Genomic DNA, 26,917 nt, shown 5'->3' with positions numbered 1-26,917 from the left:
CGGGCGGCTCAGCAGCCGCACCGGACGGACGACGAGGAGACGAGCGTCGCCTCCTCCGCTTCGGACGGCGGCGCGTCGGGCGCCGGCGCGTCCGCGTCCGCCGGGGCGGGGGGATGGGCGACGATGCCGCCGCGGTAGGGGTGGACGAAGCGAGGGGAGTGCCCGTTCAGCCCGTGGACGACGGCGTGGACGCTCAGGGCGGTGATGTCGCAGACCTCCCCGATGGAGAACAGCGACCTCGTCTCGCTGATCACGGCGCTGTCGCCCGCGCGCAGGACGACGTGCAGGCGCGGGGCGATGGCCAGGGCCGCGATGGCGACCTCGACGTTGTCGAGGTCGTCGGCTCCCATCGCGGCGAGCGCGCGGGCCCGTTCGAGGCCGAGCCCGGCGAGCACCTCGCGGTCCTGCGCGTGGGCGATCAGGACGGGGATGCCGGCGGACCTGGCGAGCCGGAGGTTGGCGGCCCGCGGGTCGCGCTCCACCGCGATCACCGGGATGCCCAGCTTCCTGAGGGCCATGCACAGGCGCAGGCTGACCTGCCCGAGCCCCACCACCACGACGTGGTCCCGGCTCGGGCGGATCCGCGGGCCGACGATGTCGATGCTCCGCGCCGACAGGAAGCGGTTGACGATCCCGGCGGTGAACAGCGCGGTGTAGACGACGCCGAGCAGCATGTTGACGCTGGCCGCGGCGAGGTACCAGCCGGGCGCGTGCCCGGTCTCGCCCGGCCCGACCGTGGCGACGATCCGGGTCGCCGTGTAGAAGGCGGTGAGCGGGTCGGCGTGCAGCGCGAGGGTCGCCAGCAGCCATTCGACCAGCAGGGTGAAGGCCAGCCCGCCGAGCCCGGTCAGCAGGAGGCGGCTCGTGCGGTCGTGCGGGCGGATCTGTCCCGCGAGCGTCCTGGCGAGGTTGCGGACGCGGTGCCGCGGGCGCCAGTCCCGGGTGTCGATCCCGTCGGGCGTGCCGCTGATGACGCGGGGCGGGGAGGACGCGGTGTCGACGGCGAGGACGGGGTCGCCCATGCAGGCGCCGATGATGGCCGGCACCGCGATGTCGGCGGGGGAGGTGATCTGGCAGTTGGGCATGGTCGTCAGCAGCTGGTCGGCGATGGTGCGGTCGAACAGCAGGACCACCAGGCGGATCCCGGGCCGCAGGTACTCGACCAGCAGCGCGTACCGCAGCGCGATCACGTCGCCGCGCACCAGCAGCGCCACCGCGTCCACGTCGTCGGTCAGCGCGCTCTGGAGCCGCTGGTCGTCGGGCTGGGGCAGGTGGAGGGCGCGCGTCCCCTGCCGTGTCAGTGCGCCGCAGGTGCGGCGGGCTATCTCGGTGTCCCCTACCACGAGCACGCGCTGTTGACGGCTCACGTTCCTCCGCTCACTCGAAGCCGATGTCCCGGCCGGGCATGCCGACGAGGGCGCCCGGGACGTCTCGTGATGACAGTCCCGGACACCCTCGCGATCGCACTGCGGTGAAGAACGACGGCTGATCAGGGCCGGCCAGCGCCGGCTCGGGCGCGGCGCCCCCGTTGGTTCACCGGTAGCGGGCGAACTCCCAGGGGTCGTGCGCCGAGAACACCTCGACGCCGCTGCCGGGGTCGAGGACCAGTTCGCGCAGCCTCGCCACACCGGCGAGCCGCTGCTCCCGGTCGACCTCCCCGCTCGCCTGGACCAGGTCCATCAGCGGATGCCCGACGGGATCGGGCCGGTCGACCTCGCCGTGGTACATGTACGCGTCGCCCGCGTGCAGCAGCCAGCGGTCCCCGTCCCGCACCGCGACCCCGGCGTGGCCGGGCGTGTGCCCGTGCAACGGGATCAGCAGGACGTCCTCGGCAATGCCGTCGAGCGGCCGCACGCCGTCGAACCCGTTCCAGTGCTCGCCGGGCCCGCTGTCGTAGGTCACCCACTTCGGGCCGTGCGCGAGCTGCGCCGGGGTCTTGCCGCCGTCCGCCCGCTCCGCCTCGAACAGGTGCACGGCCGCGTCGGGGAAGTCGCTCAGCCCGCCCGCGTGGTCGCGGTGCAGGTGCGTCACCACGATGTGCCGGACGTCCGAGGGGGACAGGCCGAGCGCCTCGATCTGCGCCGCGGCCGTCGTCGCGGGGTCGAGCGCCGGCCGGGTCATCTCCACCCAGTCGTCCATCAGCCGCCCGGACGGGTCCGCGATGTCGCCGGTGCCGATCCCGGCGTCGACCAGGACGAGCCCGGACGCGTCCGTCTCCACGACGAGGACGTGGCTGACGCCGTGGGCGGGCCTCAGCGGGCTGTCCGGCCCGTCGGCGGGCTCGATCTCCCGCATCCGGGCGCAGTCCAGATGGTGCACGCGCATGACGAAACGCCTCCCTGTATGCGCTGACCTGCGGCGGCTCGCCGCGGGTCAGCGAGTGGTGGTCTGCTCGACGAGGTCGGCGAGGTGGGCGGTGACCGTGTCGATGACGGTCGTGTCCTTCTGGACGCGGGCGAGCATGATGGCGCCCTGCAGCGAGGACAGGACCGTCGCGGCGAGCGGTTCGGCGCGGTCGTCCGGGACGCCCCAGCCGCGCAGCGCCAGCGCGATGCCCTGCCGCCACTCCCCGTAGACGGTGTCGCACGCCGCGCGGATCGGCTCGCTCTCCGCGGCGGAGTCCAGGGCCACGGTCGCGACCGGGCACCCCTTCGCGAAGTCCGAGTCGAGGAGGTTGCGGGCGAAGTACCCGCCCATCGCCGCCAGGCCGGCCCGCGCGTCCCCGGCGGCGAGGACCGCCTCCGCGAGGGAGTCGCCGACCTCCCGGCCCGCCAGCGCCACCGACTCCGACGCCAGCTGCTCCTTGCCCTCCGGGAAGTGGAAGTACAGCGATCCCTTCGGCGCCCGGCTCTCGGCCAGCACCTGGTTCAGCCCGGTGCCGTGGTAGCCCTGCCGCTGGAACAGCTCCGCCGCCGTCCGCAGGACCCGTTCTCTCGTCTCGCCCCGTGGTGCCATGCCGCCACTCTAGACCGACCGGTCTAACGATTCAATAGACCGGTCTCCCTATTTTTGGAGAGGCTGAATGCGCGGTGCGGTTACGAGGCGTACCGCTCGATGGCGGCGATGAAGATCTCCTCCGCCAGGTCGTACACCTCTTCGACGCCCTCGGGGTCGCCGGTGAACCGGCCGTTCGCCTCCGAGGCGGCCAGGCCCATGCCGACCGTGTCGAGCAGCCGCTGCAGCGGGCGGACGACGTCCTCCGGCACCCCGGCGTCGCGCAGCATCGCCTGGATCGCGTTGCGCGGGCGGCGCGACTCCTCGGTGACGGTCGGGCGGGTGAGCAGCAGCATGAACAGGTCGGGGTGCCGGCGCGCGATCGCGCGGATGCCGGACCCGAACGCGCGCAGCCGGTCCCGCCAGGGGAGCGCCGGGTCGTCGTCCGGCATGTCGCGCAGCAGGCGCTCGACGAGCCCGTCCAGCAGCCCCTGCTTGTCACCGACGTAGCGGTACAGGGCCATCGGGGTCACGCCGAGCCGGTCGGCGACGGCGCGCATGCTCACCGCGTCGAGGCCGCGCTCCTCCGCGAGGTCCACGGTCGCGTCGAGCACCTCGTCCCTGGTGAGGCCGCGGGTGCCGCGCCCGCGCTGGGCCGGGGTCTTCACGGATCGCAGTCTAGCCCTTAATATACGCCGTATATCTACGCTGTATATTAAGGAGGCGCCATGCGCGTCGCGCACCGTCCGGCGTGGACCACGGCCGTCGCCTCGGCGGCCGGCTACCTGCTCGTCCTCGACCTCGTCGGGGTCAACGTCGCGCTGCCCGACCTGCGGCGGCGCCTGGACGCGGGCCTCAGCGGGGTGCAGTGGGCCATCGACGCCTACGCCATCGCGCTCGCCGTCCTGCTGCTGCCCGCCGGGGCGCTGGCGGACCGGCTCGGGCGCCGCCGGACGTTCCTGGCCGGCCTCGCCGCGTTCACGGCCGCGTCCCTGGCCTGCGCGCTCGCGCCGACCGCGGGCGCGCTGGCCGCGCTGCGGGCCGTCCAGGGCTGCGGCGCGGCCGTGCTGTACGGGACGGCGTCGCCGCTGCTGGCCGCCGCCTACCCGGCGGGCCGCGCCCGCAACCGGGCGATCGGCGTGTTCGCCGCCGCGTCCGGCGCCGCGATCGCCACCGGCCCGCTCGCCGGCGGCGTCCTCACCGGGCTGTTCGGCTGGCGGGCGATCTTCCTGCTGAACGTGCCGGTCGGGCTGGCGGCGCTCGCCGTCGCCCTGCCGGCCGTCCGCGAGTCCCGCGACCCCCGGCCCCGCCCGTTCGACGCGGTGGCCGCGGCCTGCCTCACCACCGCGCTCGGCGGCCCGATGTGGGCGCTGATCGAGGGGCCGCGCCTCGGCTGGAACGCCCCCGGCGTGCTGCTCCCGCTGGCGGCGGCCGCCGTGGGGGCCGCCGTGCTCGCGGTGCGCCGCGTCCCCGAGCCGATGATCGACCTGTCGCTGCTGCGCGACCGGCTCTACGCGGCCAACGCGGCGGCCGCGTTCGCCTACCACGCGGCCGGAGCCGCCGCCCTCGGCTACTTCTCGCTCTACGCGCAGGGCGAGATGAGCACCTCGCCGGCGCGGGCCGGGACGTGGTTCCTCACCTACAGCCTCCCCGCCCTCGCGACGCCGCTGCTGCTCGCCCGCGTCTCGCACCGGTTCCCGCCGGCCGTCCTCGTCGCGCTCGGCCCGCTGCTGATCGCGGTGTCCTCGCTGCTGCTCCTGGCGGCCTACCCGGCCCGCTCGTGGCCGGCGCTGGTGCCCGGGTTCGTCGTGGGCGGCCTCGGCGGGATCGGCAACCTCGTCTCCAGCCAGGTCGCGCTCGCGGCGGCGCCGCCGGAACGCGCGGGCGTCGCGGGCGGCATCACCAGCGCCGCCAAGCAGGCCGGGATCGCCGCGGGCGTCGCCGTGCTCGGCGTCCCGTACCGGCTGGGCGGGCTGGGCGCGATGCTCGTCACCGCGGCGTGCATCGCCGTCCTCGGCGCCCTGCCCGCGCTCCTGCTGGCGCTCCGCCTACGGGCGCGGGGCGGCGAGGTGGGCGGCGAGCGCGCCGAGCGCTCCGGCGATCTGGTCGCGTAGGGCGTCGGCGTGGACGAGGCCGTCCTCGCCCACGTCCGGGCGCGTGACCGGGACGCGGGCGCAGGCGGCCTCGACGATCTCGGCGCTCGCGTAGCCGAGCACCTTGCGCAGCGACGCGTGCGCGTCCTCGCCCCCGGCCGGGGCGGCGGGCGACGCGACGTTCATCCACGCGACCGGCCTGCCGTACATCTCGCCGCCGCCGATCGTCCAGTCCAGCAGGTTCTTGAACGAGCCGGGCAGCGCGCCTGCGTACTCGGGCGTGCACAGCAGCAGGGCGTCCGCCGCGCCGATCGCGGCGCGCAGGCCCGCCACGGCCGGGTGCAGCGGCTCCCGGTCGTCGTCGGGGTTGAAGTGCGGGAGATCGCCCATTCCGGTGTAGATCGTCCCGTCCAGTACGGGCGGGGCCACGGCCAGGGCGGTGCGCAGCGCCGCCTCGTTCGTCGAGCCCTTGCGCAGGCTCCCGCAGATCATCAGCACCCGGAACGTCGCCATGATCCCAAACTAGCCGGGCCGGCGCCCCGCCGCGTTCAGCGGTAGAAGTCGTCGGAGTCGCGGGCGGTCCGCTCGGCCGCGGCGGCGGCGGACGCGGCCGCGCGGCGCAGCTGGTGCCCCGCCTGCTGGACGACCCGGACCGGCCGCTCCGGCAGGTGCCGGGTCGCGCCCCGGTGCCGCCGCCAGTGCTCGCGGGCGCGGGCGCGGTGCTCGACGCGCAGGTTCTCGATCAGCCGGTCGATGTCCATGGACACCTCGCCGTACAGCGGCCACAGGTCGCCCGCCGCGGCCCGCTCATGCAGGCTGCGGGTGAGCCGGGCGCGCCGCTCGCGGGCGATGTCCACCCGCACCTCCAGCTCGTTCTCCGCCAGGTACGGGCGGGCGTCGGTGGCCAGGTCCGAGCGGGCCAGCCGGCCGTAGGCGGCGACGCTCGCGGCGATCCCGGCCAGCGCGTCGCCGAGCTGGCGGCGCAGCGTCGGATCGGTGAGCAGCCGGCCGCGCGGGCCGAGCCGCTCGTCGTCGGCCAGCGACCGGGTCAGCCCGCGCAGCGACAGCGTGAAGTGCTCCATCGTCTCGACGGCGTTGCGCAGCGCGACGCCCGCGTCCACCAGCCGCCGCGCCTGGGTGCGGGGGTTGAGCCGGACGCTCTCCTCCGCGTCCCGCAGGTCCTGGTCGGTGCGGCCGATGTCGCGGGCGAACCGCTCCGCCTCCTCCTGCCACCGGGCCGCCTCGCCCTCGGTGCGGTCGCCCTGCAGCCCGTCGGCGATGTCCTGGATCAGCTCGCGGAGCTGCTCGGCGACGTCCTGGACGGCCTCCTCCGCGGGCCGCACCCGCACCGACGGCACCAGGAACGTGGCGACCAGCCCGGTGGCGGCGCCGACCAGCGTCTCCAGGATCCGGTCGGTCGCGCCGGGCCAGTTGGACGCGCCCAGCGCGAAGATCAGCATCGCGCTGATCGGCACCTCCAGCAACTGGTCGCCGAGCCGCAGCACCTGCCCGATGACCAGCGCCGCGAGGATCGACAGGCCGAGGCTCCACCAGGAGAACCCCACCCCGTGGGCGAACAGGACGGCGATCATCACCCCGGAGGTGACCGCGCCGACCCGCAGCAGGCTGTGCTTGATCGTCTCGTAGACGGAGTGCTGGACGACCAGCAGCGCGGTCAGCGGCGCGAGCAGCGGCGGCTGGCCGGTGCTCGGCAGCACGAACCGGGCGATCAGGAACGCGGCGACGGCGGTGAGCGTCAGCCGCGCGATCCGGTACACCGACGACGGGGCTTCGGTCGCCACCTGGATCGGCGAGCGGACGGCGCGGCCGGACCGGTCGCGGAGACCGGGGCGGTCGAGGAAGCCGGGACGGCGGAAAACGAAAGGCATCTGTGCACACGTGGGTAGGGATCAGCGGTACGTGGGTCGGCATGCCCTTTCGGGCACTCGATACTCAAGAGGACGCCGATCCGCTTCCTTCCCGATGCGGGGCAAAGTCCCGGCAAACCCCGCGATCGGGCGTGCCGAAGCGCTCCGGCCGGCCGCCTCGGCCGCCGGCGGCGGGCCGCGGTCAGCCGCGGCGGCGGGCGCGGAACGCCGCGACGTTCGTCCGGTTCGCGCACGACTCCGAGCAGAACCGGCGCCGCCCCGCCCGCGACGTGTCGGCGTACACGCGGTCGCAGCCCTCGGCGTCGCAGACGCCCGTCCGGTCGATGCCGTGCTCGACGACCAGCTCCGCGAGGTGCATCAGCGTCGTCGCGCGGAACCGGTCCGGCAGCCGGGACGAGGGCGGCGCGTAGTGCATGTGCACGCCGTGCGGGTCGTGCTCGGCGAGGTGCGGGTGCAGCGGCAGCTCCAGCATCAGCCCGTTCAGCAGGCGCATCGCCTCGTCGAGGTCGGCGGCGTCGAAGAACCGGCGCAGCGTTCGCCCCCACCGGCGGAACTCCCCGGCGTCGGCCGGGTCGAACTCGTGCCAGAAGAACCCGTTCACGCGCAGCAGCTCGCGCAGCGCGTCCACGGAGTCGTCGCCGTCGGCGCTGGTCACGGCGTTGACCAGGGCGACGGCCGCCGCCACCCCGTGGCTTTTGTACCCGGTTATCCGCATTGCCCCGGCTCCCGCTCCCATGCCATCCTGTAAATGGCATCCTGATTTTAACCCTTACAAGCTTCCCTGAGGACGCGCCGTGGAGGATTGCCCGCACTGTGGCTGGCCCCGCTCCGAGGTCTACGAGGTGCTGTCCCGGCACCTCACCTCCGAGGGGGTGGTGAGCTACACCCGCTGCGCCTGCGGCGAGCTGGAGGTGCGCGTCCAGCCGTTCGCGCCCGGCGCCGTCGCCGGCACCGCCGGCACCGCCGACCCGCCCGAGCCCGGCCGCTAGTGCCGCCAGCGGGTCGCGGCCGCGATCTCCTCCGGCGCCGCGCCGTCGAACAGCGCGACCTCGCCCCGCCGGACGGCCGCGACCGTGTCGGTCACCGCCTCGCCCAGCGCGTCCCGCAGGATCGCGTCCTCCTCGAACACCGCCACCGCCTCCGCCAGCGAGACCGGCAGCGGCCGGACGCCGCGCGCGGCGCGCTCCTCGCCGGAGAGCCCGGCCGGGTCGACCTCGACCGGGTCCGGCAGCGTCAGCCCCGCGTCCAGCCCGGCCCGCCCGGCCGCCAGCAGCGCCGCGAGCGCGAGATAGGGGTTCGCGGCCCCGTCGAAGCACTTGATCTCCAGGTTCGCCGCATGGTCGCGCTCGCCCTCCGCGCCGGTGACGAACCGGAGCGCCGCCTCCCGGTTCTCCAGCCCCCAGCACGCGAACGCCCCCGCCCAGTGCGACGGGACGAGCCGCAGGTAGCTCGCCGCCGCCGGCGCCCCGATCGCCAGCAGCGCGGGCAGCCGGTCCAGGATCCCCGCCGCGAACGCCTGGCCCGCGTCCGTCATCCCGCAAGGCCCCGGACCGCCCGCCATCGCGTTCGCCGGGCCGTCCCCGGTGTCCTCCCGCCAGAGGCTCAGGTGGACGTGCGCGCCGTTGCCGACGGAGCCCGCCACGACCTTCGGGGAGAACGAGGCGTGCATGCCGTGCTCCAGCGTCACCGCCCGGATCGTCTCCCGGACCAGGACGGCGGTGTCGGCGGCGCCGACCGGGTCCTCGGCCGCCACCGACACCTCGTACTGCCCGGCGGCGTACTCGGGGTGCAGTTGCTCGACCGAGACGCCCGTCCGGTCCAGCGCGATGAGCAGCGCTCGCAGGTAGCCGGCCAGCTCGCTGACGCGGGTCATCCCGTACGCCGGGCCGTGGCAGGCGGGCGTGAACTCGTCCGGGGTGGCCGACACCGCCCATTCGATCTCGAACGCCGTCCGGGCCGCCCAGCCGCCCGCGGCGAGCCGGTCGGTCTCGCGGCGCAGCAGCGCCCGCGCGTCGAGCGGGTGGGCGGCGCCGTCCTGCGCGTACCGGTCGGCGGGGGCGTGCGCCCAGCCCGGCAGCGCCGCCAGCGGGACGAGCCGGTCCAGGTCGGGGTGCAGCCGCAGGTCGCCGACCGGGCCGCCGGCGTACCGGCCGGACACGATCGAGTCGTCCAGCAGGAACACGTCGAACACCGGAGACATCCCGACGCCCCAGGTCGCCGCGTGCTCCAGCCGCCCGACCGGGACGGTCTTGGTGCGCGTGATCCCGCTGACGTCCACCCAGGTCAGCGCGACGGCGGCGATGTCCTCCCCGGCCAGCCGCCGGGCGGCCTCGGCCGCCCGCGCGCCCCGCCGGGCGCGCTCCTGCCCGTCGAGGACGGTGTCGAAGGTCTGTTCCACGGTGCGGCTCCCGGTCATGGCGGCGGACGCGGGCCTTCCCGCAGGGCGGGTGCCCGCAGAGGCATCGTAGGAAGAACGCCCCGCGATTTCAGGGACGCCGCCGCGTTTCCGGGGACGTAGGGAGGGTGCTCGAATACCTGGAGTCGCTGCCGCTGATCGACCACCACTGCCACGGCGTGTACGAGGACGACCTCGACCGCCCGGCGTTCGAGGCGATGCTCACCGAGGCCGGGTCGGGCGGGCCGCCCGGGACGAGCATGTTCGACACGCAGGTCGGCTTCGCGCTGCGGCGCTGGTGCGCGCCCGTCCTGGACCTGGACGCGCACGCGGAGCCGGACGCCTACCTCGCCCGCCGCGCCGAGCTGGGCGCGGCGGAGGTGAACCGCCGGTTCCTCGCCGCCGCCGGGCTGGAGGCCCTGTGCGTGGACACCGGCTACGCGCCGCGCGCCCTGCTGGACCCGCCCGCCCTCGGGCGGCTGGCCGGGGCGCGGGCGCACGAGATCGTCCGGCTGGAGACGGTCGCCGAGCAGGTCCTGTCGGACGGCGTGGACCCCCACCGGTTCGCCGACGAGGTCCGCGCCCGGCTCGCCGCCCGCGCGCCGGACGCGGCGGGCGCCAAGTCGATCGCCGCGTACCGCGCCGGGCTGGAGCTGTCGGGGGTGCGGCCGTCGGACGCGGAGGTCACCGGCGCGGCCGGGATCCTGCTGCGCCAGGAGGAGATGCGGGTCTGCGACGAGATCCTGCACCGCTTCCTCATCTGGTGCGCGGTCGACCTGGGGCTGCCGGTGCAGTTCCACGTGGGGTACGGGGACGTCGACGCCGACCTGCGCCGCGGCGACCCGCTGCTGCTCATCTCGCTGCTGCGGGCCATGGACGCGGCGGGCGCCCCCGCGCTGCTGCTGCACAACTACCCGTTCCACCGGCAGGCCGGGTACCTCGCGCAGGTGCTCCCGAACGTGTACGTGGACGCGGGGCTCGCCACGCACAACCTCGGGCACCGGGCGCCCGCGCTGATCGCCGAGCTGCTGGAGCTCGCCCCGTTCGGCAAGGTGCTGTACTCCTCCGACGCGTTCGGCCTGGCCGAGCTGTACCACCTGGGCGCGCTGCTGTTCCGGCGCGGCCTCGCGGGGCTCCTCGCGGGCGGCGTCGAGGACGGCGCCTGGACGTCCGCCGACGCCGAGCGGGTCGCGGGGCTCGTCGCGTCCGGCAACGCCCGCCGCGTCTACCGCCTCTGACCGGCGCCGTGCCGCACCGGTGCCGTGCTTGATCAGCGCCGCGTCCGATCAGCGCCGTGTCCGATCGGTGCCGCGTCCGGCCGGCGGGGCGCCGCGGATACGCTCGGGGAGCGATCTTCGGGAGGTGCCCATGGCAGGACGCGAGCGGCTGCTCGTCATCGGGGGCGACGCGGCCGGGATGAGCGCCGCGTCGCAGGCGCGCCGGCGGCGCGGGCCCGGCGAGCTGGACGTCACGGTCGTCGAGCGCGGGCATTTCGCGTCGTACTCGGCGTGCGGCATCCCGTACTACGTCGGCGGCGTGGTCGACGACGCGGACGCGCTGATCGCCCGGACGCCCGCCGAGTTCCGCGACCGGGGCATCGACCTGCGCCTGTGCACGGAGGCGACGGAGATCGACCCGGAGCGCGGGCGGGTGCGCGTCCGCGACGTGGACGGCGGCGGCGAGACCTGGGAGCCCTACGACCAGCTCATGATCGCGACGGGCGCGGTGCCGACCCGCCCGCGGCTGCCCGGCGCCGACGCCGAGGGGGTGCACGGCGTCCAGGTCCTCGACGACGGGATCGCCATCCGCCGCGTGCTGGAGCGCGAGAAGCCGCGCCGCGCCGTCGTCGTGGGCGGCGGCTACATCGGCCTAGAGATGGCCGAGGCGATGGTGACGCGCGGCCTCGACGTGGCGATCGTGGACGGCGCCGAGCAGCCCATGAGCACGCTCGACCCCGACATAGGCGCGCTCGTCGCGGACGCGATCCGCGGCATCGGCGTCGACCTGCACCTCGGCGACCGGGTCGAGGGCTTCGACACCGGTCCGGACGGGCGGGTGGCGGCGGTCCGCGCCGGGGGCCGCACGCTCCCCGCCGACCTGGTGATCCTCGGGCTCGGCGTCCGGCCCGGCAGCGACCTCGCCCGCGCCGCCGGGATCGAGACGGGCCCGACCGGCGGGATCGTCACCGATCGGCGGATGCGGACCCGGACCGAGCGGGTGTGGGCGGCGGGCGACTGCGTCGAGACCCGCCACCTCGTCTCCGGCCTGCCGGTCGCGATCGCGCTCGGCACGCACGCCAACAAGCAGGGCCGCGTCGCGGGGATCAACCTCGGCGGCGGCTACGCCACGTTCCCCGGCGTGGTCGGCACCGCCGTCTCCAAGATCTGCCACGTCGAGGTCGCGCGGACCGGCCTGAACGAGCGCGAGGCGGCCGCCGCCGGGTTCGACGCGCTGAGCGTCGTGGTCGAGTCCACGACCCGCGCCGGCTACCACCCGGGCGCCACCGCCATGAAGACCAAGCTGATCGCCGAGCGCCGCTCCGGGCGGCTGCTCGGCGGGCAGATCGTCGGCGAGGAGAACGCCGCCAAGCGGGTCGACGGCCTGGCCATCGCGCTGTGGCACGGGATGACCGTCGAGGAGATGACCGGCCTGGACCTCGGCTACGCGCCGCCGTTCTCGCCCGTCTGGGACCCCGTCCTCATCGCCGCCCGCAAGGCCGCCGAGCGCGTCGAGGAGGACATGCGCCGCTTCCCGTGACGCCGGCTTGATCGTTCCGGTGCCGGTTTGTCGGTGATCTCCCCTACGGTGCCGTCATGAGCACGACGGACGCCGCGGCCGAGGCCCGCCCCGACGAGAACACCCTGGTGATGCCCGACGCGTGGCTGCGCAGGCTGCACCCCCGCCGCGACCGGCCGCACGCCTGGCCGGCGGTGCCCGCCGACCGGAAGGGCGCCGAGACGGCCAGGGCGATGCTGAAGGAGTTCCGGCCGGACGTGGAGGCGGTGCTCGCGCTGCCGGGCACGCCGCCCGCGGTGGCCGAGGCCGGGCGCGCGTACCTGCGCGGCGAGCCCGACCCGCTCGGCGCCGCGGCCGTGGCCCTCGTCGCCGCGCCGCTCGGGCAGGTCATGTACACGCGGCGGGACCCGTTCATCGACGCGTGGGCCGAGGAGCACGGCGTGGTCTTCGCCGCGTGCGCCTACGTCGCCCGCGCCGGACTCTGGGCGCCCTTCGACGTCGTCGGTATGGAGCGCCGGTGGGAAGGGGTGCGCGAGCGCCGTCCCGAGGAGAACTGGTCGGGAGGATGGGCGCAAGAGGACAGCGCCCGGCGGCTGCGCGCCCTGCTCGCCACCGCGGAGGACGAGGTCTACGCCGAGGCGGCGGACGGGCTGGCGCGCCATCGCGGCACCCTCGTCCAGAAGGCCGTCGCCTCCTACCTCATGCCCGAGCGGCGCGCCTGGTTCGCCGACCTGCTCGCCGACCCGCAGGCGACGGCCGCCGCGGTCCACACGGCCGAGCGGTGGCTGCTCCAGTGCGCGGTGGCGGACCGCGCGGAGTTCGACGCGCTCGGTCTGGGCCTCGGCTTCCAGAGCCGGAGCGCCGCCGTCATCACCAGCCTCGTGGACGGGATCGGCCCGGACGGGGTCGTGGACCTGCTGGCCGACGCGCTCGACGACCCCTACCTCGACGGCGACACGTCGCGGACCCTGCTCGACGCGCTCGCCGTGCTGCCGGTAGACGCCGCGTTCCAGGCGCTGCTGGACCGGCTCGACCGCAAGTACGCCGAGGCCGCGGTCCTGGCGGCGGCGCGGCGGTTCCCGGCGCGGGCGCTGCGGTTCCTCGCCGCCGCGTCCGACCGCCCGGCGGCGTCCGACCTGCTGACGGTACACGTGCGCGCCGAGGCGGCGCTCGCGAACGAGCTGCTCCCCGCTCTCCCCGAGGCGTCGGGGGCGGCGGTCCGGGCCGCGCTGGACGCCGGCGCGCGCGTCCCGGAGGCCGATCCCGCGTCGCTGCCGCCGCTGCTCGTGGACCCGCCCTGGAACCGCCCGCGTGCGAAGTCCAAGCCGGTCGTCCTCAAGGACCTGCCCGCGCCCGGCATCCGCGCGATCGCGTGGCAGCCGGGGGAGCGGGAGGAGTGGAAGGTCGACCTGCACCACTACTGGCGGTGGGTGGAGCGGCTGGACTGGTCCACGCAGGTCGCGAAGTTCCGGAGGGGCGAACTGCTCGACCACATGCAGCCGATGCTGTTCGTCGAGGGGCCCGAGGAACTGGTCCGGCCGCTGCTGGCCGACTGGGACCCGCCCGAGCCCTGGTACGTGGACGAGTGGATGCGCGTCGTCGTCGCCCGGTTCGAACTGGACGCCCTCGACGCCGCCGTGGTCGCGGCGCGGCGCGATCCCGCGGGCGTCGGAGCGATCCTGATGCCGTACGTGAGCGACGAGACGGCCCGGCTGATGGCGGACTGGCTCGTCCGGCTCAAGCAGGCGGGCCGCACGGCGCGCGCCTGGTTCGTCCGGCACGGCCTCGCGGCCGTCCCGGCGCTGGTGCCGCCCGCGCTCGGCAAGGCGGGCGCGGAGCGGCGGGCGGCCGAGGCCGCGCTGCGGTTCGTCGCGTCCCACCACGGCACCGGCGGCATCGTGGACGCGGCGCGCGCGCACGGCGACGAGGCCGCCGACGCGATCGAGGCGCTGCTCGCCGTCGATCCGCTGGAGATCCTCCCAGCGAAGATCCCCGCGGTGGGCGACTGGGCCGACGTCCGGATGCTGCCGCAGATCCTGCTCCGCGACCGCGAGCGCGCGCTTCCGGAGACGGCGGTCCCGCACGTGCTGACGATGCTGGCGATGTCGAAGCCCGGCGAGGTCTACGCGGGGGTCGGCGCCGTCCGCGAGCTGTGCGACCCGGCGTCGCTGGCCGGGTTCGGGTGGGCGCTGTTCCGGCGCTGGGAGGCCAACGGCGCCCCGTCCAAGGACGGCTGGGCGCTGGCGCAGCTCGGCCTGCTCGGCGACGACGGCACCGTCCGCCGCCTCACCCCCGTGATCCGGGCCTGGCCCGGCGAGGGCGGCCACGCCAAGGCGGTGACCGGCCTGGACGTCCTCGCCGAGATCGGCACCGACGTCGCGCTGATGCACCTGCACTCGATCGCGCAGAAGGTGAAGTTCAAGGGGCTCCGGACGCGCGCCCAGGACAAGATCGCTGAGGTGGCGGCCGGGCTCGAGCTGACCGCCGAGCAGCTCGCCGACCGGCTCGTCCCCGACTTCGGCCTCGACGACGCCGGGACGATGACGCTCGACTACGGTCCGCGCCGGTTCGTCGTCGGGTTCGACGAGCAGCTGAGGCCCTACGTCGCCGACGAGGACGGCAAGCGCCGCAAGGCCCTGCCCAAGCCCGGCGCCAAGGACGACCCCGAGCTCGCGCCCGCCGCGTACAAGGCGTTCTCCACGCTGAAGAAGGACGTCCGGACCGTCGCCGCCGACCTGATCGCCCGCCTGGAGACGGCGATGGTGCGGAACCGCCGGTGGTCCCTCACCGAGTTCCGGGACCTGCTCGCCGGGCATCCGCTGTTCCGGCACCTCGTCCGGCGCCTGGTGTGGATCGCCGTGGAGATGGACCAGTACAAGAGCATCACGTTCCGGGTCGCCGAGGACGGCACGTTCGCGGGCGTGCACGACACCGCCCTGAACCTTCCGGAGACGGTCGTGGTCGGCGTCGCGCACCCGGTCCACATGCAGGCCGGCGACCTGGTGGCCGCCTGGGCGGAGGTGTTCGCCGACTACGAGATCCTGCAGCCGTTCCCGCAGCTCGGACGCCCCGTGCACGAGCTGACCGACGAGGAGCGCAAGAGCGGCCACATCGCCCGGTTCGAGGGCGCCGCCGTCCCGGCCGGCCGGTTGCTCGGGCTGGTCAAGCGCGGATGGGAGCGCGGCGCGCCGCAGGACGCGGGCGTCGAGTGCTGGATCTCGCGTCCCGCCGGGACGGGCCGGCACGTCGTCATCGACCTCGACCCGGGCATCCCCGTCGGAGAACCGGACGCGCTCGGCGACCAGACGCTGCGGCAGGTGTGCCTGTGCCGCCGCCAGGACGACCTGTGGATGCACCACGGGGACCCGCTGCCGTTCGGCGAGCTCGACCCGGTCACCGCGTCCGAGGTCATCGCCGATCTGACCGCGCTCACCGCCGACGCCCGCTGAGAGGAACGCCGTGAAGGACGCCGTGCCGGACGCGCCGCTCGACGCGCTGCCCGCCGACCTCGTCGACCCGCCGTGGCTGCGCAAGCCCGCCGCGCCGAAGGCCGCGGCGGGCGGCGCGGCGGGGGGCACGGTCGTGCCCGGCCTCGAACCGCCGGGCGAGCGGCGCATCGTTTGGGAGCCGGACGAGCGCGAGCGGTGGGCGGCGATGCGGCCCTACGGCGGGCCGTGGGCGGACGGCGACTGGGAACGGGAGGCCGAGAAGGTCCGCGACGGGTCGATGTACCTGCCGAGCCAGGCCGGGTTCCTGGCGAGCGCGCCCGAGCACCTCGCCCGCCCGCTGCTGGCCGCCTGGGAGCCGCCCCCGGTGACCTGGGACTTCGACCATTCGCTGAAGCCGATCGTCGCGCGCTTCGAGGAGGCGGCGTGGGACGTGTCGGTCCGGATGGCGCGGGCCAACCCGTTCGGGACCGGGCCCGTCCTCCTGCCGTTCCTGGGCGCGGACGTCGCCCGGCTGATGGCCGACTGGCTCTACCGGCTCAAGTCGGCGCAGAAGGTGTCCCGGACGTGGTTCGCCCGGCACGGGCTCGGCGCCGTCCCGTACCTGGTGCCGGACGCGCTGGGCAAGCGCGTCGGCCCGCGCCGCAACGCCGTCCACGCCCTGCGCCTCATCGAAGGTGACGTCGTCGGCGCGGCCGGAGTGCACGGCGAGGAGGCCGCGAAGGCCGTCGCCGCGCTGCTCGCGGGCGCGCCGGAGCAGGCCGAACCCGCCCACAAGCGGCCGAAGCCGCCGGACCTGCCCCGCTGGCTGGACACCGAGGCGCTGCCCCGGCCCGTCCTGCGGGACGGGCGCCGCCTGCCGCCCGGCGCGGCCCGCAACCTCGTCCACCTCTGGGCGATGGCGCTGCGCCCGGACGCGTTCCCCGGCGCGCACGAGGCCGCCGAGGAGACCGCCGCGCTGTGCGACCCGGCGTCCCTCACCGCCTTCGCCTGGGCGCTCTTCGAGGCGTGGCGGGACGCCGGGACGCCGGGTCGGTCCGCGTTCGTCCTGCCCGCGCTCGGCCGGTTCGGCGACGACGAGACCGTCCGCCGCCTCACCCCGCTGATCAAGGAGTGGCCCGGTCAGGCGGGGCACGACCGCGCCGCCGCCGGGCTCGACGCGCTCGCCGCGATCGGCACCGACCTCGCCCTGCTGCACCTCGACGGCATCGCGCGGGCCAGCCGCTACAAGGGGTTGCAGCGGCAGGCGCAGGCCAAGCTGCGCCAGGTCGCCGCGCGCAAGGGGCTGAGCGACGGGCAGCTCGCCGACCGGCTCGTCCCCGACTTCGGCCTCGACGACGCCGGGACGATGACGCTCGACCACGGCCCGCGCCGCTTCACCGTCGGCTTCGACGAGCTGCTCCGGCCCTACGTGACCGGCGAGGACGGCAGACGCCGCAAGACCCTCCCCAAGCCCGGCCCCGGCGACGACCCGTCCGCCCACCAGCGGTTCACGGCCCTGAAGAAGGACGTCCGCACCGTCGCGTCCGTCCAGATCGCCCGCCTGGAGACCGCGATGGTCGAGGGCCGCACCTGGACGCCCGCCGAGTTCACGGCGTTCCTCGTCCGGCACCCGCTGATGTGGCACATCGCGCGCCGCCTGGTCTGGACGTCCGGCGGCACCGCGTTCCGGCTCGCCGAGGACCGCACGCCCGCCGACGTCCGCGACGACGCCTTCGAGGTCTCCGCGGACGTGCGGATCGCCCACCCGCTGCTGCTCGGCGACGCCCTGCCGGCCTGGGCGGAGGTGTTCGCCGACTACGAGATCGTCCAGCCGTTCCCGCAGCTCGCCCGCCCCGTGCACACCCTCGCGGACGGCGCGGGCCGCGACGACCGCCTCGCCCGCTTCGAGGGGCTGCGCGTGCCCTACGGGAAGATCCTCGGCCTGACCCGGACGGGCTGGGAGCGCGGCGCCGCCCTCGACGGCGGCGTCCAGCGCTGGATCTCCCGCCGCGCCGGCGCCCACCACGTCGTCGTCCAACTCGATCCCGGCATCGTGGCCGGCTACGTCGACCTGCACCCCGAGCAGAGGCTGGAGCACGTCTGGATCGCACCCGCGCCCGGCGAGTACGACCCGGCGCTCCCCGCCGAGAACGGCTTCGCCGCCGCCGACCCGGTCCTGCTGTCAGAGATCCTCGCCGACCTCGCGGGCCTCGGCTGACGGGGCCTTCCCGGCCTCGTCGAGGGCGGCGAGGACGTCGGCGACGAGGTCGCCGGTGTTCTCCACGCCGACCGAGAACCGGACGAACCCCGGGTCCACGGCGTCGCCGCCCCAGCGTCCCCTGCGCTCGGCGGAACTGTGCACCGACCCGAAACTCGTCGCCTGGTTGACGAGCCGCATCGCGCCGAGGAAACGCTCCGCGAACGCCTCGTCCGGAAGCACGAACGAGACGACGCAGCCGAACCGCCGCATCTGCCTCGCCGCGACCTCGTGGGACGGGTCGTCCGCCAATCCCGGATACCGCAGCCCGGCGACCTCCGGCCGTTCCCGCAGCGCCTCCGCCAATGCCATCGCATTGACGTCCTGGCGGTCCAGGCGCAATTCCAGCGTGGCCAGGGAACGGTGCGCCAGCCACGCCTCCATCGGCCCAGGAACGGCGCCGACCGTCTTGCGCCACAGCCGCACGCTCTCCGCCAGCGCCGCGTCCCGCGTCGCGACGTGCCCGAGCAGCAGGTCCCCGTGCCCGGTCAGCGCCTTGGTGTCGCTGGCCACCGAGAAGTCCGCGCCGAGGTCCAGCGGGCGCTGTCCGAGCGGCGTCGCCAGGGTGTTGTCGACCGCGACCAGCGCGCCCGCCTCGTGCGCCGCCTCGACCAGCCTTGCGATGTCGCACACGTCCAGATTCGGATTGGACGGCGTCTCCAGCCACACCAGCCGGGCGCCGTCGAGCAGTTCGATCTGCGCGTCGCCCGCCGTCGGCGCCATCCGCACGACCGCCCCGTACGATTCGAGTCGCTCCTTCAGCGCCCGCGTCGTCTGGTAGCAGTCGTCCGGCAGGACGACCACGTCACCGGACCGCACCTGCGACAGCACCACCGCCGCGATCGCCGCCATTCCCGACGAGAAGGAAACGACCTCGGCGCCGCCCTCCAGTTCTCCGATCGCCGCTTCCAGCAGCGTCCATGTCGGATTGGTGTCGCGCCCGTACGTGTAAGGCCCGACCGGCTCGCCCGGCAGATGGAAATGCGCCGCGAAGACCGGCCCCGGCAACGGCGGCGCGTACTTCTTCGCGGGCGGCCTCCCGGCCCCCACCGCCAGCGTCCCGTCCCCAAGCTCACGCGTCACACGTCCTCCTCTTCGTCGCCACCATCGTTCCGCACGCCTCCCACCAGCACGAAGACGCCCCCGCCCGACAGCCCGCCCTACCACGACGCCGGCCGCCCGCACGTCCGAGCACGGCCCCACGAGCCGTCCCACCGAATCACGGAACCACGGCGTCCCGTCCACGACCACCACCATGACACTCTCCCCGACGTGCGGCGCCGACCGGTGGGACAACCGCAGCAGCGGCGGATCCCCGAGCCGTAGCGCGACCGTCCGCCCCTTCCCGGCGAGCTCGCCCGCCAGCGCGTCGAGGTACCGCAGCGCGTTCACCGGGCCGTCCACACGACGCCGCCGTCCAGCCGCGCCGCCTCCGCGACCTCGCCGAGGTCGATGTACGCGCCGCGCCCGATGAGGCTGACCCGCACCCGCCGGACGACGCCGCGCGCCCCTCCCGGCGCCCCGCGCAGCGCGGCGTCCACATGCCGCGCCACGGTCGCCCAGTCGTCCGACACCCCGCCCGCCGACGCCTCCGGCACGTCCCACGAGTAGAGCACCGGCGGCTCGCAACACCCCCGCCTCATGCACCCTCCGCATCCGTCTCGCATTCCGTGACGAGACGAACACGCTAAGTACGGTTCCGGGTCCTCGGTTTCGCCCCCGAAACCCGCCGCGACTCAACGCTCAGGCGAGGTTCATGCGCCAGGCCAGCCCGCGCAAGTCGCGGCCCGGAGCGCGGGTGAGCAGGTCGGCGATGAGGTCCCTGATCAAGGGATGGTTGTGCACCTGCTGCGGGGAGAGACGTTCGGCCTGACGCAGTTCGCGCACGGCTTCCGCGTTGTGCCCAAGCATCGCGTGGGCACGGGCCCGCTCGATGCGCAGGGCGCCGCGCCGGTTGTTGGACGCGAGGGCACGCGGCTCGACCGCGTCCGCGTGCGTCAGGGCCTCGCCGGGTTCGCCCGCCTCCACGGCGAGCGACGTGCGCCAGACGCCGACGTTGGCGGGGCCGAACAGTTCCCAGGCGTCCGGGGCGTCACCCAAGGGTTCAGCGATGCGCGCCGCTTCGGCGGCGTGCTGCCTGGCGCCGTCATGGTCGTCCACCACCTGGCAGGCCAGGGCGGACGACAGGCGCAGCATCCCGTAGACCTCGCGTGAGAAGCGGTCGTCACCGACATGCGGCTCGACGGTGTCGGCGGCCCGCGCCGAGGTCATGAGAGCGCGAGGCTTGTTCGTCGAGCTGCGGGCGTGAGCGCGGCCGAACGCGGCGGCGCCCACCCAGACCGGGTCTCCGAGAAGCTCCGCCGCCTCGCGCGCGCGTTCCCCGCTGATCCAGGCCAGGTTCGTCTCGCCCAGGTGGCGCAGGGTGCACGTTCCGTCGGAGCCGCACGCGCGGATCAGCAGCCGCAAGGCTTCGTCCCGGTCGGGGCCGGTGCCGGTGGAAGCGTGCACGTACAGCTCGCCGATGACTTCGGGTAGGAGCCGCACCACCGCCGCGTACTCGGCTTTCCTCAGTGCCTGGTCGACGCGCTCCAGCTCCTCTCGTAGGAAGGCCACAGGTCGCGCGCGGACGTCCGGCGGGTCGTCCGGGGCGGCGTCGAGGAGCACGTTCTGCAATGGCACGAGGCTGAACTCGCGGCGGTCGGGGCGGATCTCCGGTGCGGGCATGCCGAGGAGGGCGTCCGCCGACACTTCGAGGGCCTGAGCCAGCGCGGCGATGTCGGAGCGCCGCTCAAGGCGCAGGCGCCCGTTCTCGACCCGGCTCAGCCATCCCTTCGTGCGGCCGCAGAGCCCGGCCGCGACCTCCAGAGACATGCCCCGTGCTCGCCGGGCGGCGCGGATGTTGTCGCCGATGCGCCGCACGTCGTCCGTCATGGTCGACCACCCCGATCATCCAACGTACGCCGGACCGCGCAGGATAGGGGGTGGCGGCGGGGCGGGGTTTCCGTGCGGAAACGGGGACGGCGCGAATCCTTTCGGGGGGTCGGGGCCTCCTATGGGCGTGCCGGTGGACCGGCCGGCACGGAACGGAGGTCATCATGATCGTCGCAGTGGCCGTCGCGGGTGCGGCGGTGCTGGTGTGCGCGTGCACCGCCACCGTCGTGCGGCGCAGGAGGAGGGCGCGTGGCTGAGCGGGCCTGGCCGGGGGAGCGGCTGGTCGCCGCGGCGCAGCGGGGCGACGCCGAGTCGATCGCGGCGCTGGTGTCGGGGTCGCACCCGCACGTCCGGCGGTTCGCGCACGCGCTGTGCGCGTCGCCGCAGGACGCCGAGGACGCCGCGCAGGAGGCACTGATCATCCTGTACCGGAAGATCGGGACGCTGCGGGCGTCGGGCGCGCTGGCGTCGTGGATGTTCCGGATCGTCCGCAACGAGTGCCTGCGCCGGGCGCGGCCCATGCTCGGCGTACGGGACGTCCCGGACGGCGCGGTGCCGTCGGCGGAGGACGACGTGCTGCGGCGGCTGGAGGCCGAGCGGGTCGCGGCGGCGATCGCCGCGCTGCCCGCGGACCAGCGGCGCGTCCTGATCATGCGGGACGTGCAGGGGATCCCGGGAAGGATGACCGCCGGCGCGCTCGGGCTGAGCGTGCCCGCGATGAAGTCGCGGCTGCACCGGGCGCGGGCGGCGGTCCACGAGGCGCTGGAGGGCGGCCATGTCCGGTGAACCGCTGGGACGGCATCTGGTGCGGGGCGCGGTGGGGTTCGGCGCGCTCGCGGGCGCGGTCGCGCTCGTCCCCCTGATCGGGATCGCCGGGCTGGTCCTGGCGCCGGTCGGCCTGGTGGCGCTGCGGGGCTGCCCGGCCTGCTGGTTCATGGGGCTCGCCGAGGCCCTGTCCAGGGGCCGCCTTGAGCGGACGTGCGAGGACGGCGCGTGCGAGCTGCGGACCCCGGCCGGGGAGGTTTCGGGGCGTTCCCGGGCACGTCACTAAACGTCGGTGGATTGTCGGCGCGCTGCTCTACCGTTGGGCGGCATGGAAGATCACCTCCCGGCGGGAGCGCGCCGGCGGTCCCGCCGGCGCGGAGCCGAGGCGGCCGACCGATGAGCGGCGGGGCGAGCGCGCACGTTCCGGAGGCGTCCGCCGCGGAGCTGCCGGGGATCCTCGCGGTGCCGCCGTGGGAGGGGTTCGAGCCGCCGGTGCTCGCCGGCCTCGCGGCGCCGGACCCGCGGACCGCCTGGCGGGACGGTGAGCGGGAGGAGTGGCTGGACGGCGATCCTGGCGCGGTCGCCGCACCTCCGGAGGCCGGCGCGGAAACGCTCGCCCGCATGGTCCGGGACGGCGGTGACGGCGCCGTCGGCGCCATGCTGCACGGTCCCGAGGACGTCGTGCGTCCCCTCCTCGCCGGCTGGAAGGCGCCGGAACGGCACGATGCCTTCCGCTGGATGCGGGTGCTGCTCGCCCGCTACGAGATGGACGCGGTACCGCCGGCGGCGCACCTCGTGAAGAAGTCGCCGCGTTCCGGCGGGCTGCTGGCGCCCTTCCTGGACGCCAGGGTGGCGGTGCTGATGGGCGGGCTCCTCGGGCGCGGCGAAGACTCCGAGGCCCGCTGGTGGTTCCGCCGGCACGGGACCGCCGCCGTCGCCCACCTCGTCCCCGCGGCGCTCGGCACCGCGAAGACGGCGCGGCGGTCCGCCGAGCGGGCGCTGCGGCATCTGGCGGAGTGCGGCGAGCCGTCCGGTGGCGGCGCCGTCCTGGCCGAGGCCCGCGCCGCGCACGGCGACGCGGCCGCCGAGGCGGTCGCCCGCCTGCTCGCCGCCGACCCGCTGGAGACGGGCCTCGCCCGCCCGCCGAAGCCGCGCGGCTGGGCGGCCCTCGAGGGGCTGCCGCGGGTCCTGCTCGCGGGTGGCCGGAGCGCGCTCACCGCCGACGCGACGCGCCACCTCCTGGCGCTGCTCGCGCTGCCGCCCGCCTCCGGGCTGGCGAGGGTGAAGGAGGCGTGCGACCCGGCGTCGCTCGCGGATTTCGGCTGGGCGCTGTTCCGCCGATGGCAGGACGCCGGCGGGCCGTCCCAGGACGGCTGGGCGCTCGCCCGCCTCGGCTGGAGCGGCGACGACGGGACCGCCCGGCGCCTGGCGCCCGTCATCCGGGCCTGGCCGGGCGAGGGACGGCACGGCCACGCGCTGACCGGCCTCGACGTGCTCGCCGAGATCGGGACCGACGCCGCGCTGGCGCAGCTGGACGGCATCGCACGGAAGTCGAGGTTCGCGGGCGTCCAGGACGCCGCGAGCCGCAAGGTCCGGGAGGCCGCTCGCGGCCTCGGCCTCACCCCCGACCAGCTCGCCGACCGGCTCGTCCCCGGCTTCGGCCTGGACGCGGCCGGCACCCTGACGCTCGACTACGGCCCGCGCCGCTTCACCGTCGGGTTCGACGAGGCGCTCAGGCCGGTCGTCACCGACCAGGACGGCGCACCCCGCAAGGCGCTGCCGAAGCCCGGCGCGAAGGACGACCCCGCGCTCGCGCCCGCCGCGTACGAGGCGTTCGCGGAGCTGAAGAAGGACGTCCGCGACGCGGCCGCCGGGCTCCTGCTCCGCTTCGAGAAGGCGATGGTGGAGCGGCGCCGGTGGACGTCCGCCGAGTTCCGCGCGTTCGTGACCGGCCATCCGCTCGTCCGGCGGTTCGCGAGCGGCCTGGTCTGGACCGCCGCGACCGGGGACGGCGCGGCGGCCTTCAGGATCGCCGAGGACGGCACGCTCGCCGATTCCGGTGACGACTCCTTCGACCTCCGCGAGGACGCGGCCGTCGAGATCGCGCACCCGGTGCGGCTCGGCGGCGCGGGCGTCGCGGCCTGGGCCGAGGTGTTCGCCGACTACGCGATCCTGCAGCCGTTCCCGCAGCTCGGACGGCCCGTCCACGCGCTCACCGCCGAGGAGCGCGAGAGCGGGCGGCTGCGGCGCTTCGAGAACCTGAAGGTGCCGTACGAGGCGGTCCTCGCGCTCGCGCGCCGCGGCTGGGACCGCGGCCGCCCCCAGGACGGCGGCGTCGAGCGGTGGGTCTCCCGCTTCGCGGCCCGCGGCCGGTGCGTCGTCGTTGAGCCGGACCCCGGCATCTACGCCGGGGACGTCACCGCGTCCGCCGACCACCAGACCCTGAGGCACGTGTGGCTCGGCGACAAGCCGGCCCTGTACCGCACACGCGCCTCGAACGACGACCCGCCGAGCTTCGGCGAGCTCGACCCGGTCACCGCGTCCGAGATCCTCGCCGACCTGACCGCCCTCACCGAATCCGCCGCCTGACCCGGAACGGACACCATGCCTGAAGAGACCGCCGACCACCAGAGGCCGCCCGCGGAGGTGCGGTTCGCCGACGAGCTGGAACGGCTCCGCGAGCACGACGACGGGCCGCGCCCGCCCGGCTGGGCGCTGAGCCTGACCGGGGCCCGCCGGTTCATCGTCGGCGACGACGCGCTCGGCGTGACCCGCAAGTTCGTCGGCGACACCGCGCTGATCGACCGCGCGCTGGTCACCCTCGCCACGAGCCGCGGGCTGATGCTGGTCGGCGAGCCCGGCACCGCGAAGTCGCTGCTGTCGGAGCTGATCGCGGCGGCGGTGTCCGGGACGTCCACGCTGACGATCCAGGGCGGCGCGGCGACCACCGAGGACCAGATCAGGTACTCGTGGAACTACGCGCTGCTGGTGTCGGAGGGGCCGTCGACCCGTTCGCTGGTGCCGGCGCCGCTGCTGACCGGGATGGCCGAGGGGAGGGTCGTCCGGTTCGAGGAGATCACCCGCTGCCCGCTGGAGGTCCAGGACTCGCTGCTGTCGCCGCTGTCCGACCGCGTCCTCGCCATCCCGGAGCTGTCCGGGCCGGAGTCGATGGTGTTCGCGCGGGAGGGGTTCAACGTCATCGCGACCGCGAACACCCGCGACCGCGGCGTCAACGAGATGAGCGCCGCGCTGAAGCGGCGGTTCAACTTCGAGACGGTGTTCCCGATCGCCGACTTCGCGACCGAGCTGGACCTGGTCGAGCGGGAGGCGGCGCGGCTGCTGGAGCGCAGCGGCGTCGGCGTCGCGCCGCGCCGCGACGTCCTGGAGGTGCTGGTCACCACGTTCCGGGAGCTGCGGAACGCCACCACCGAGGAAGGCCGGCCGATGGACCGGCTGTCGGCCGTGATGAGCACGGCGGAAGCGGTGTCGGTCGCGCACGCGGTCGGCGTGCGGGGCTGGTTCCTGCGCGGCGAGCCCGGCGGCGCCGCCGACATCGTCGAGTGCCTCGCCGGGACGGCCGCCAAGGACAGCGCGGACGACCTGACCCGGCTGCGCCGCTACCTGGAGCAGGCCGCCGGCCGGCGCGACGGCGAGCAGTGGAAGGCGCTGCACGCGGCCCGGCACCGGCTGCCCGGCTGATGGCCGTCACGTTCATCGGCGTCCGGCACCACAGCCCGGCGTGCGCGCGGCTCGTCCGCGACACCATCGCGCGGCTGCGCCCCGCGTACGTGCTCGTCGAGGGCCCCGCCGACTTCAACGGGCGGCTGGACGAGCTGCTCCTCGGCCACACGCCGCCGATCGCGATCTACAGCTTCCACCGGGACGCCGAGCGGGTGCACGCGTCGTGGTCGCCGTTCTGCGACTACTCGCCGGAATGGGCGGCGCTCAACGCGGGCCGGGCCGCCGGCGCGGAGCTGCGGTTCATCGACCTGCCCGCGTGGCATCCCGCGTTCGCCGAGCGCGGCAACCGGTACGCCGACGCCGAGCGCCGCTACGCCGACGCCACCGAGCGGCTGTGCCGCGAGTTCGCCGTCGACAACACCGACGTGCTGTGGGACCACCTGTTCGAGATCGACGCCGACGACCTGCCCGCGCGCCTCGACGCGTACTTCGACCTGGTACGCGGCGAAGCGGAGCCGGGGCCCGACGACTCCGCGCGCGAGTCGTACATGGCCGCGTGGGTCCGCGCGGCGCGGGCCGACGCGGGGGACCGGCCGGTCGTCGTGGTGACCGGCGGGTTCCACAAGCCCGCGCTCGAAGCCCTCACCCGCACCGGCGGCACCGGATGGCCGGAGGTCCCCGCGCCGGAGGAGGGCGCGACGGGCGGCGGCTTCCTCGTCCCGTACTCGTTCCGGCGGCTCGACGCGTTCACCGGCTACCAGTCCGGCATGCCGTCGCCGGAGTACTACCAGCGGCTCTGGGAGGACGGCCCGGACGGCGCCGCCGCCGCGCTGACCGAGACGGTCGTGACGCGGCTGCGCGAGCGCAGGCAGGTGGTGTCGACCGCCGACCTGATCGCCGCGCGGACCCTCACCGAGGGCCTCACCCGGCTGCGCGGGCACCGCTCGCCCGCACGCACCGACCTGCTCGACGGGCTGGTGTCCGCGCTGGTCGGCGAGGACCTCGACCAGCGGCTGCCGTGGACGGCGCGCGGCCCCCTCGCGCCGGGCGCGCACCCCGCGGTCGCCGAGATGGTGGCCGCGCTGAGCGGGAACCGCGTCGGCCGCCTGCACCGCGACACGCCCGCGCCGCCGCTCGTCCACGACGCCGCCGCCGAGCTGGAACGGCTCGGCCTCGCCGCCGGCGGCCGGATCACGCTGAAGCTGACCACCGCGCGGGGCCTGGAGCGCAGCCGCGCGCTGCACCGGCTGCGCGTCCTCGGCGTCCCCGGCGCCCGCCGCGAGTCGGGCCCGGCGACCGGCGCCGACCCGGAGCTGGAGGAGGTCTGGCAGCTCGACCCGTCCGACCCCGACGGCGCCCGGCTCGCCGCGCTGATCGAGGCGGGCGCCTACGGCCCGACCCTCGGCGACGCCGCGGCGGCCGCGCTGGACGAGCGGACGACCGCCGCGGGCGGCGACATCGAGCGGCTCGCGGAGTCGCTGTTCGACGCGGCGCTGTGCGGCTGCGCCGGCCAGTCCGGCCGCATCGCCTCGTCCATCGCCGCCGGGATCGGGGGCGCGTCCGACCTCGGCGCGCTCGGCCGCGCGCTGGACGTCGTCCTCGGCCTGTGGCGGCACGACCACGTCCTCGGGACGGCCCGCAGCCCGCTGTTCGGCGCCGTCATCGAGGAGTGCACGGAACGGATCCTGTGGCTCGCCGAAGGGATCCGCGGCGGCCCGGCGCCCGCCGACCGCGCCCGGCTGCGGGCGCTCGCCGCGGCCCGCGACGCGCTGCTGCACGCTGCCGGGACGCTGCGCGTCGACCGGGAC

Annotated in this window: 22 protein-coding genes; 11 read left to right on the top strand and 11 right to left on the bottom strand. The window is 75.5% G+C overall.

Features of this window, described 5'->3' with window-relative positions; genetic code table 11:
- Positions 1-8 precede the first annotated feature (8 nt).
- The 4 genes from amrb99_RS53255 to amrb99_RS21995 form a co-directional block, all read right to left on the bottom strand.
- A complete protein-coding gene (locus amrb99_RS53255) occupies positions 9-1,367 on the bottom strand; it encodes an NAD(P)-binding protein (protein WP_190858949.1) in 1,359 nt (452 codons plus the stop codon).
- A gap of 166 nt (positions 1,368-1,533) precedes the next feature.
- Complete coding sequence (locus amrb99_RS22005; protein ID WP_190858947.1) at positions 1,534-2,325, bottom strand: MBL fold metallo-hydrolase; 792 nt, start codon at positions 2,323-2,325, stop codon at positions 1,534-1,536.
- Positions 2,326-2,373: 48 nt separating this feature from the next.
- Positions 2,374-2,955, bottom strand: coding sequence for a TetR/AcrR family transcriptional regulator (locus amrb99_RS22000; protein WP_190858945.1), 582 nt, complete (start codon positions 2,953-2,955; stop codon positions 2,374-2,376).
- A gap of 80 nt (positions 2,956-3,035) precedes the next feature.
- Positions 3,036-3,602, bottom strand: coding sequence for a TetR/AcrR family transcriptional regulator (locus amrb99_RS21995; protein ID WP_206700055.1), 567 nt, complete (start codon positions 3,600-3,602; stop codon positions 3,036-3,038).
- 60 nt (positions 3,603-3,662) lie between these two features.
- Between amrb99_RS21995 and amrb99_RS21990 the strand changes: the two genes are divergently transcribed.
- Entirely contained in the window at positions 3,663-5,048 is a 1,386-nt protein-coding gene (locus tag amrb99_RS21990) for an MFS transporter (RefSeq protein WP_190858943.1), read from the top strand.
- On the opposite strand, the gene amrb99_RS21985 is transcribed toward amrb99_RS21990, so the two are convergent.
- The 3 genes from amrb99_RS21985 to amrb99_RS21975 all read right to left on the bottom strand — a co-directional run bounded on the left by amrb99_RS21985 (position 4,983) and on the right by amrb99_RS21975 (position 7,631).
- A complete protein-coding gene (locus amrb99_RS21985; protein ID WP_190858941.1) occupies positions 4,983-5,540 on the bottom strand; it encodes an NAD(P)H-dependent oxidoreductase in 558 nt (185 codons plus the stop codon). The genes amrb99_RS21990 and amrb99_RS21985 overlap by 66 nt on opposite strands.
- Positions 5,541-5,575: 35 nt before the next feature.
- Positions 5,576-6,916 carry an aromatic acid exporter family protein gene (locus tag amrb99_RS21980; protein WP_190858939.1) on the bottom strand — a complete coding sequence of 447 codons (1,341 nt, stop codon included), beginning with the start codon at positions 6,914-6,916 and terminating at the stop codon, positions 5,576-5,578.
- Between the two features lie 181 nt (positions 6,917-7,097).
- Positions 7,098-7,631, bottom strand: coding sequence for a CGNR zinc finger domain-containing protein (locus amrb99_RS21975; RefSeq protein ID WP_190858937.1), 534 nt, complete (start codon positions 7,629-7,631; stop codon positions 7,098-7,100).
- A gap of 79 nt (positions 7,632-7,710) precedes the next feature.
- Between amrb99_RS21975 and amrb99_RS21970 the strand changes: the two genes are divergently transcribed.
- Entirely contained in the window at positions 7,711-7,905 is a 195-nt protein-coding gene (locus amrb99_RS21970; RefSeq protein WP_190858935.1) for a hypothetical protein, read from the top strand.
- Here the strand turns inward: amrb99_RS21970 and amrb99_RS21965 are convergent.
- Positions 7,902-9,314: a glutamine synthetase family protein gene (locus amrb99_RS21965; protein WP_206700054.1), complete on the bottom strand. Its 1,413-nt coding sequence runs from the start codon at positions 9,312-9,314 to the stop codon at positions 7,902-7,904. The two genes, amrb99_RS21970 and amrb99_RS21965, sit on opposite strands and share 4 nt — an antisense overlap.
- A gap of 125 nt (positions 9,315-9,439) precedes the next feature.
- Here amrb99_RS21965 and amrb99_RS21960 point away from each other — a divergent pair, with 125 nt between their 5' ends.
- The 4 genes from amrb99_RS21960 (at position 9,440) to amrb99_RS53250 (ending at position 17,693) form a co-directional block, all read left to right on the top strand.
- Complete coding sequence (locus amrb99_RS21960; RefSeq protein ID WP_190858930.1) at positions 9,440-10,549, top strand: amidohydrolase family protein; 1,110 nt, start codon at positions 9,440-9,442, stop codon at positions 10,547-10,549.
- 130 nt (positions 10,550-10,679) lie between these two features.
- On the top strand, positions 10,680-12,068 hold the full coding sequence (locus amrb99_RS21955; protein WP_190858928.1) for an FAD-dependent oxidoreductase: 1,389 nt from the start codon (positions 10,680-10,682) through the stop codon (positions 12,066-12,068).
- Positions 12,069-12,124: 56 nt separating this feature from the next.
- Positions 12,125-15,496 (top strand): DUF4132 domain-containing protein, encoded by a 3,372-nt coding sequence (locus amrb99_RS21950; protein ID WP_190858926.1) that lies wholly within the window; start codon positions 12,125-12,127, stop codon positions 15,494-15,496.
- A 10-nt stretch (positions 15,497-15,506) separates the two neighbouring features.
- Entirely contained in the window at positions 15,507-17,693 is a 2,187-nt protein-coding gene (locus amrb99_RS53250; RefSeq protein ID WP_190858924.1) for a DUF4132 domain-containing protein, read from the top strand.
- Here the strand turns inward: amrb99_RS53250 and amrb99_RS21940 are convergent.
- From amrb99_RS21940 to amrb99_RS21930, 3 genes are all read right to left on the bottom strand, one after another.
- Positions 17,658-18,815 (bottom strand): cystathionine gamma-lyase, encoded by a 1,158-nt coding sequence (locus amrb99_RS21940; protein ID WP_206700053.1) that lies wholly within the window; start codon positions 18,813-18,815, stop codon positions 17,658-17,660. The genes amrb99_RS53250 and amrb99_RS21940 overlap by 36 nt on opposite strands.
- Positions 18,816-19,120: 305 nt before the next feature.
- Positions 19,121-19,375 carry a hypothetical protein gene (locus amrb99_RS21935; RefSeq protein ID WP_190858922.1) on the bottom strand — a complete coding sequence of 85 codons (255 nt, stop codon included), beginning with the start codon at positions 19,373-19,375 and terminating at the stop codon, positions 19,121-19,123.
- A gap of 100 nt (positions 19,376-19,475) precedes the next feature.
- The gene (locus amrb99_RS21930; RefSeq protein ID WP_190858920.1) at positions 19,476-20,663 is read right to left on the bottom strand and encodes a helix-turn-helix transcriptional regulator; all 1,188 of its coding nucleotides are present in this window, start codon (positions 20,661-20,663) and stop codon (positions 19,476-19,478) included.
- A 249-nt stretch (positions 20,664-20,912) separates the two neighbouring features.
- Between amrb99_RS21930 and amrb99_RS21925 the strand changes: the two genes are divergently transcribed.
- The 5 genes from amrb99_RS21925 to amrb99_RS21905 form a co-directional block, all read left to right on the top strand.
- Positions 20,913-21,449 (top strand): sigma-70 family RNA polymerase sigma factor, encoded by a 537-nt coding sequence (locus amrb99_RS21925; RefSeq protein ID WP_190858918.1) that lies wholly within the window; start codon positions 20,913-20,915, stop codon positions 21,447-21,449.
- A complete protein-coding gene (locus amrb99_RS21920) occupies positions 21,439-21,714 on the top strand; it encodes a hypothetical protein (RefSeq protein WP_190858916.1) in 276 nt (91 codons plus the stop codon). The genes amrb99_RS21925 and amrb99_RS21920 overlap by 11 nt, the downstream gene beginning before the upstream one ends.
- A gap of 110 nt (positions 21,715-21,824) precedes the next feature.
- Positions 21,825-24,017 (top strand): DUF4132 domain-containing protein, encoded by a 2,193-nt coding sequence (locus amrb99_RS21915; RefSeq protein WP_190858914.1) that lies wholly within the window; start codon positions 21,825-21,827, stop codon positions 24,015-24,017.
- Between the two features lie 15 nt (positions 24,018-24,032).
- Positions 24,033-25,127 carry an AAA family ATPase gene (locus tag amrb99_RS21910; RefSeq protein WP_190858912.1) on the top strand — a complete coding sequence of 365 codons (1,095 nt, stop codon included), beginning with the start codon at positions 24,033-24,035 and terminating at the stop codon, positions 25,125-25,127.
- Positions 25,127-26,917, top strand: a 1,791-nt coding sequence (locus amrb99_RS21905; protein ID WP_190858910.1) for a DUF5682 family protein, incomplete at its 3' end; no start/stop codon positions are given. The genes amrb99_RS21910 and amrb99_RS21905, both read left to right, overlap by 1 nt.

Source organism: Actinomadura sp. RB99 (assembly GCF_014706005.1).
GTDB lineage: Bacteria > Actinomycetota > Actinomycetes > Streptosporangiales > Streptosporangiaceae > Spirillospora.
Note: the sequence above shows the minus strand (reverse complement) of the source record. Positions and strands in the feature narration are given on the sequence as shown.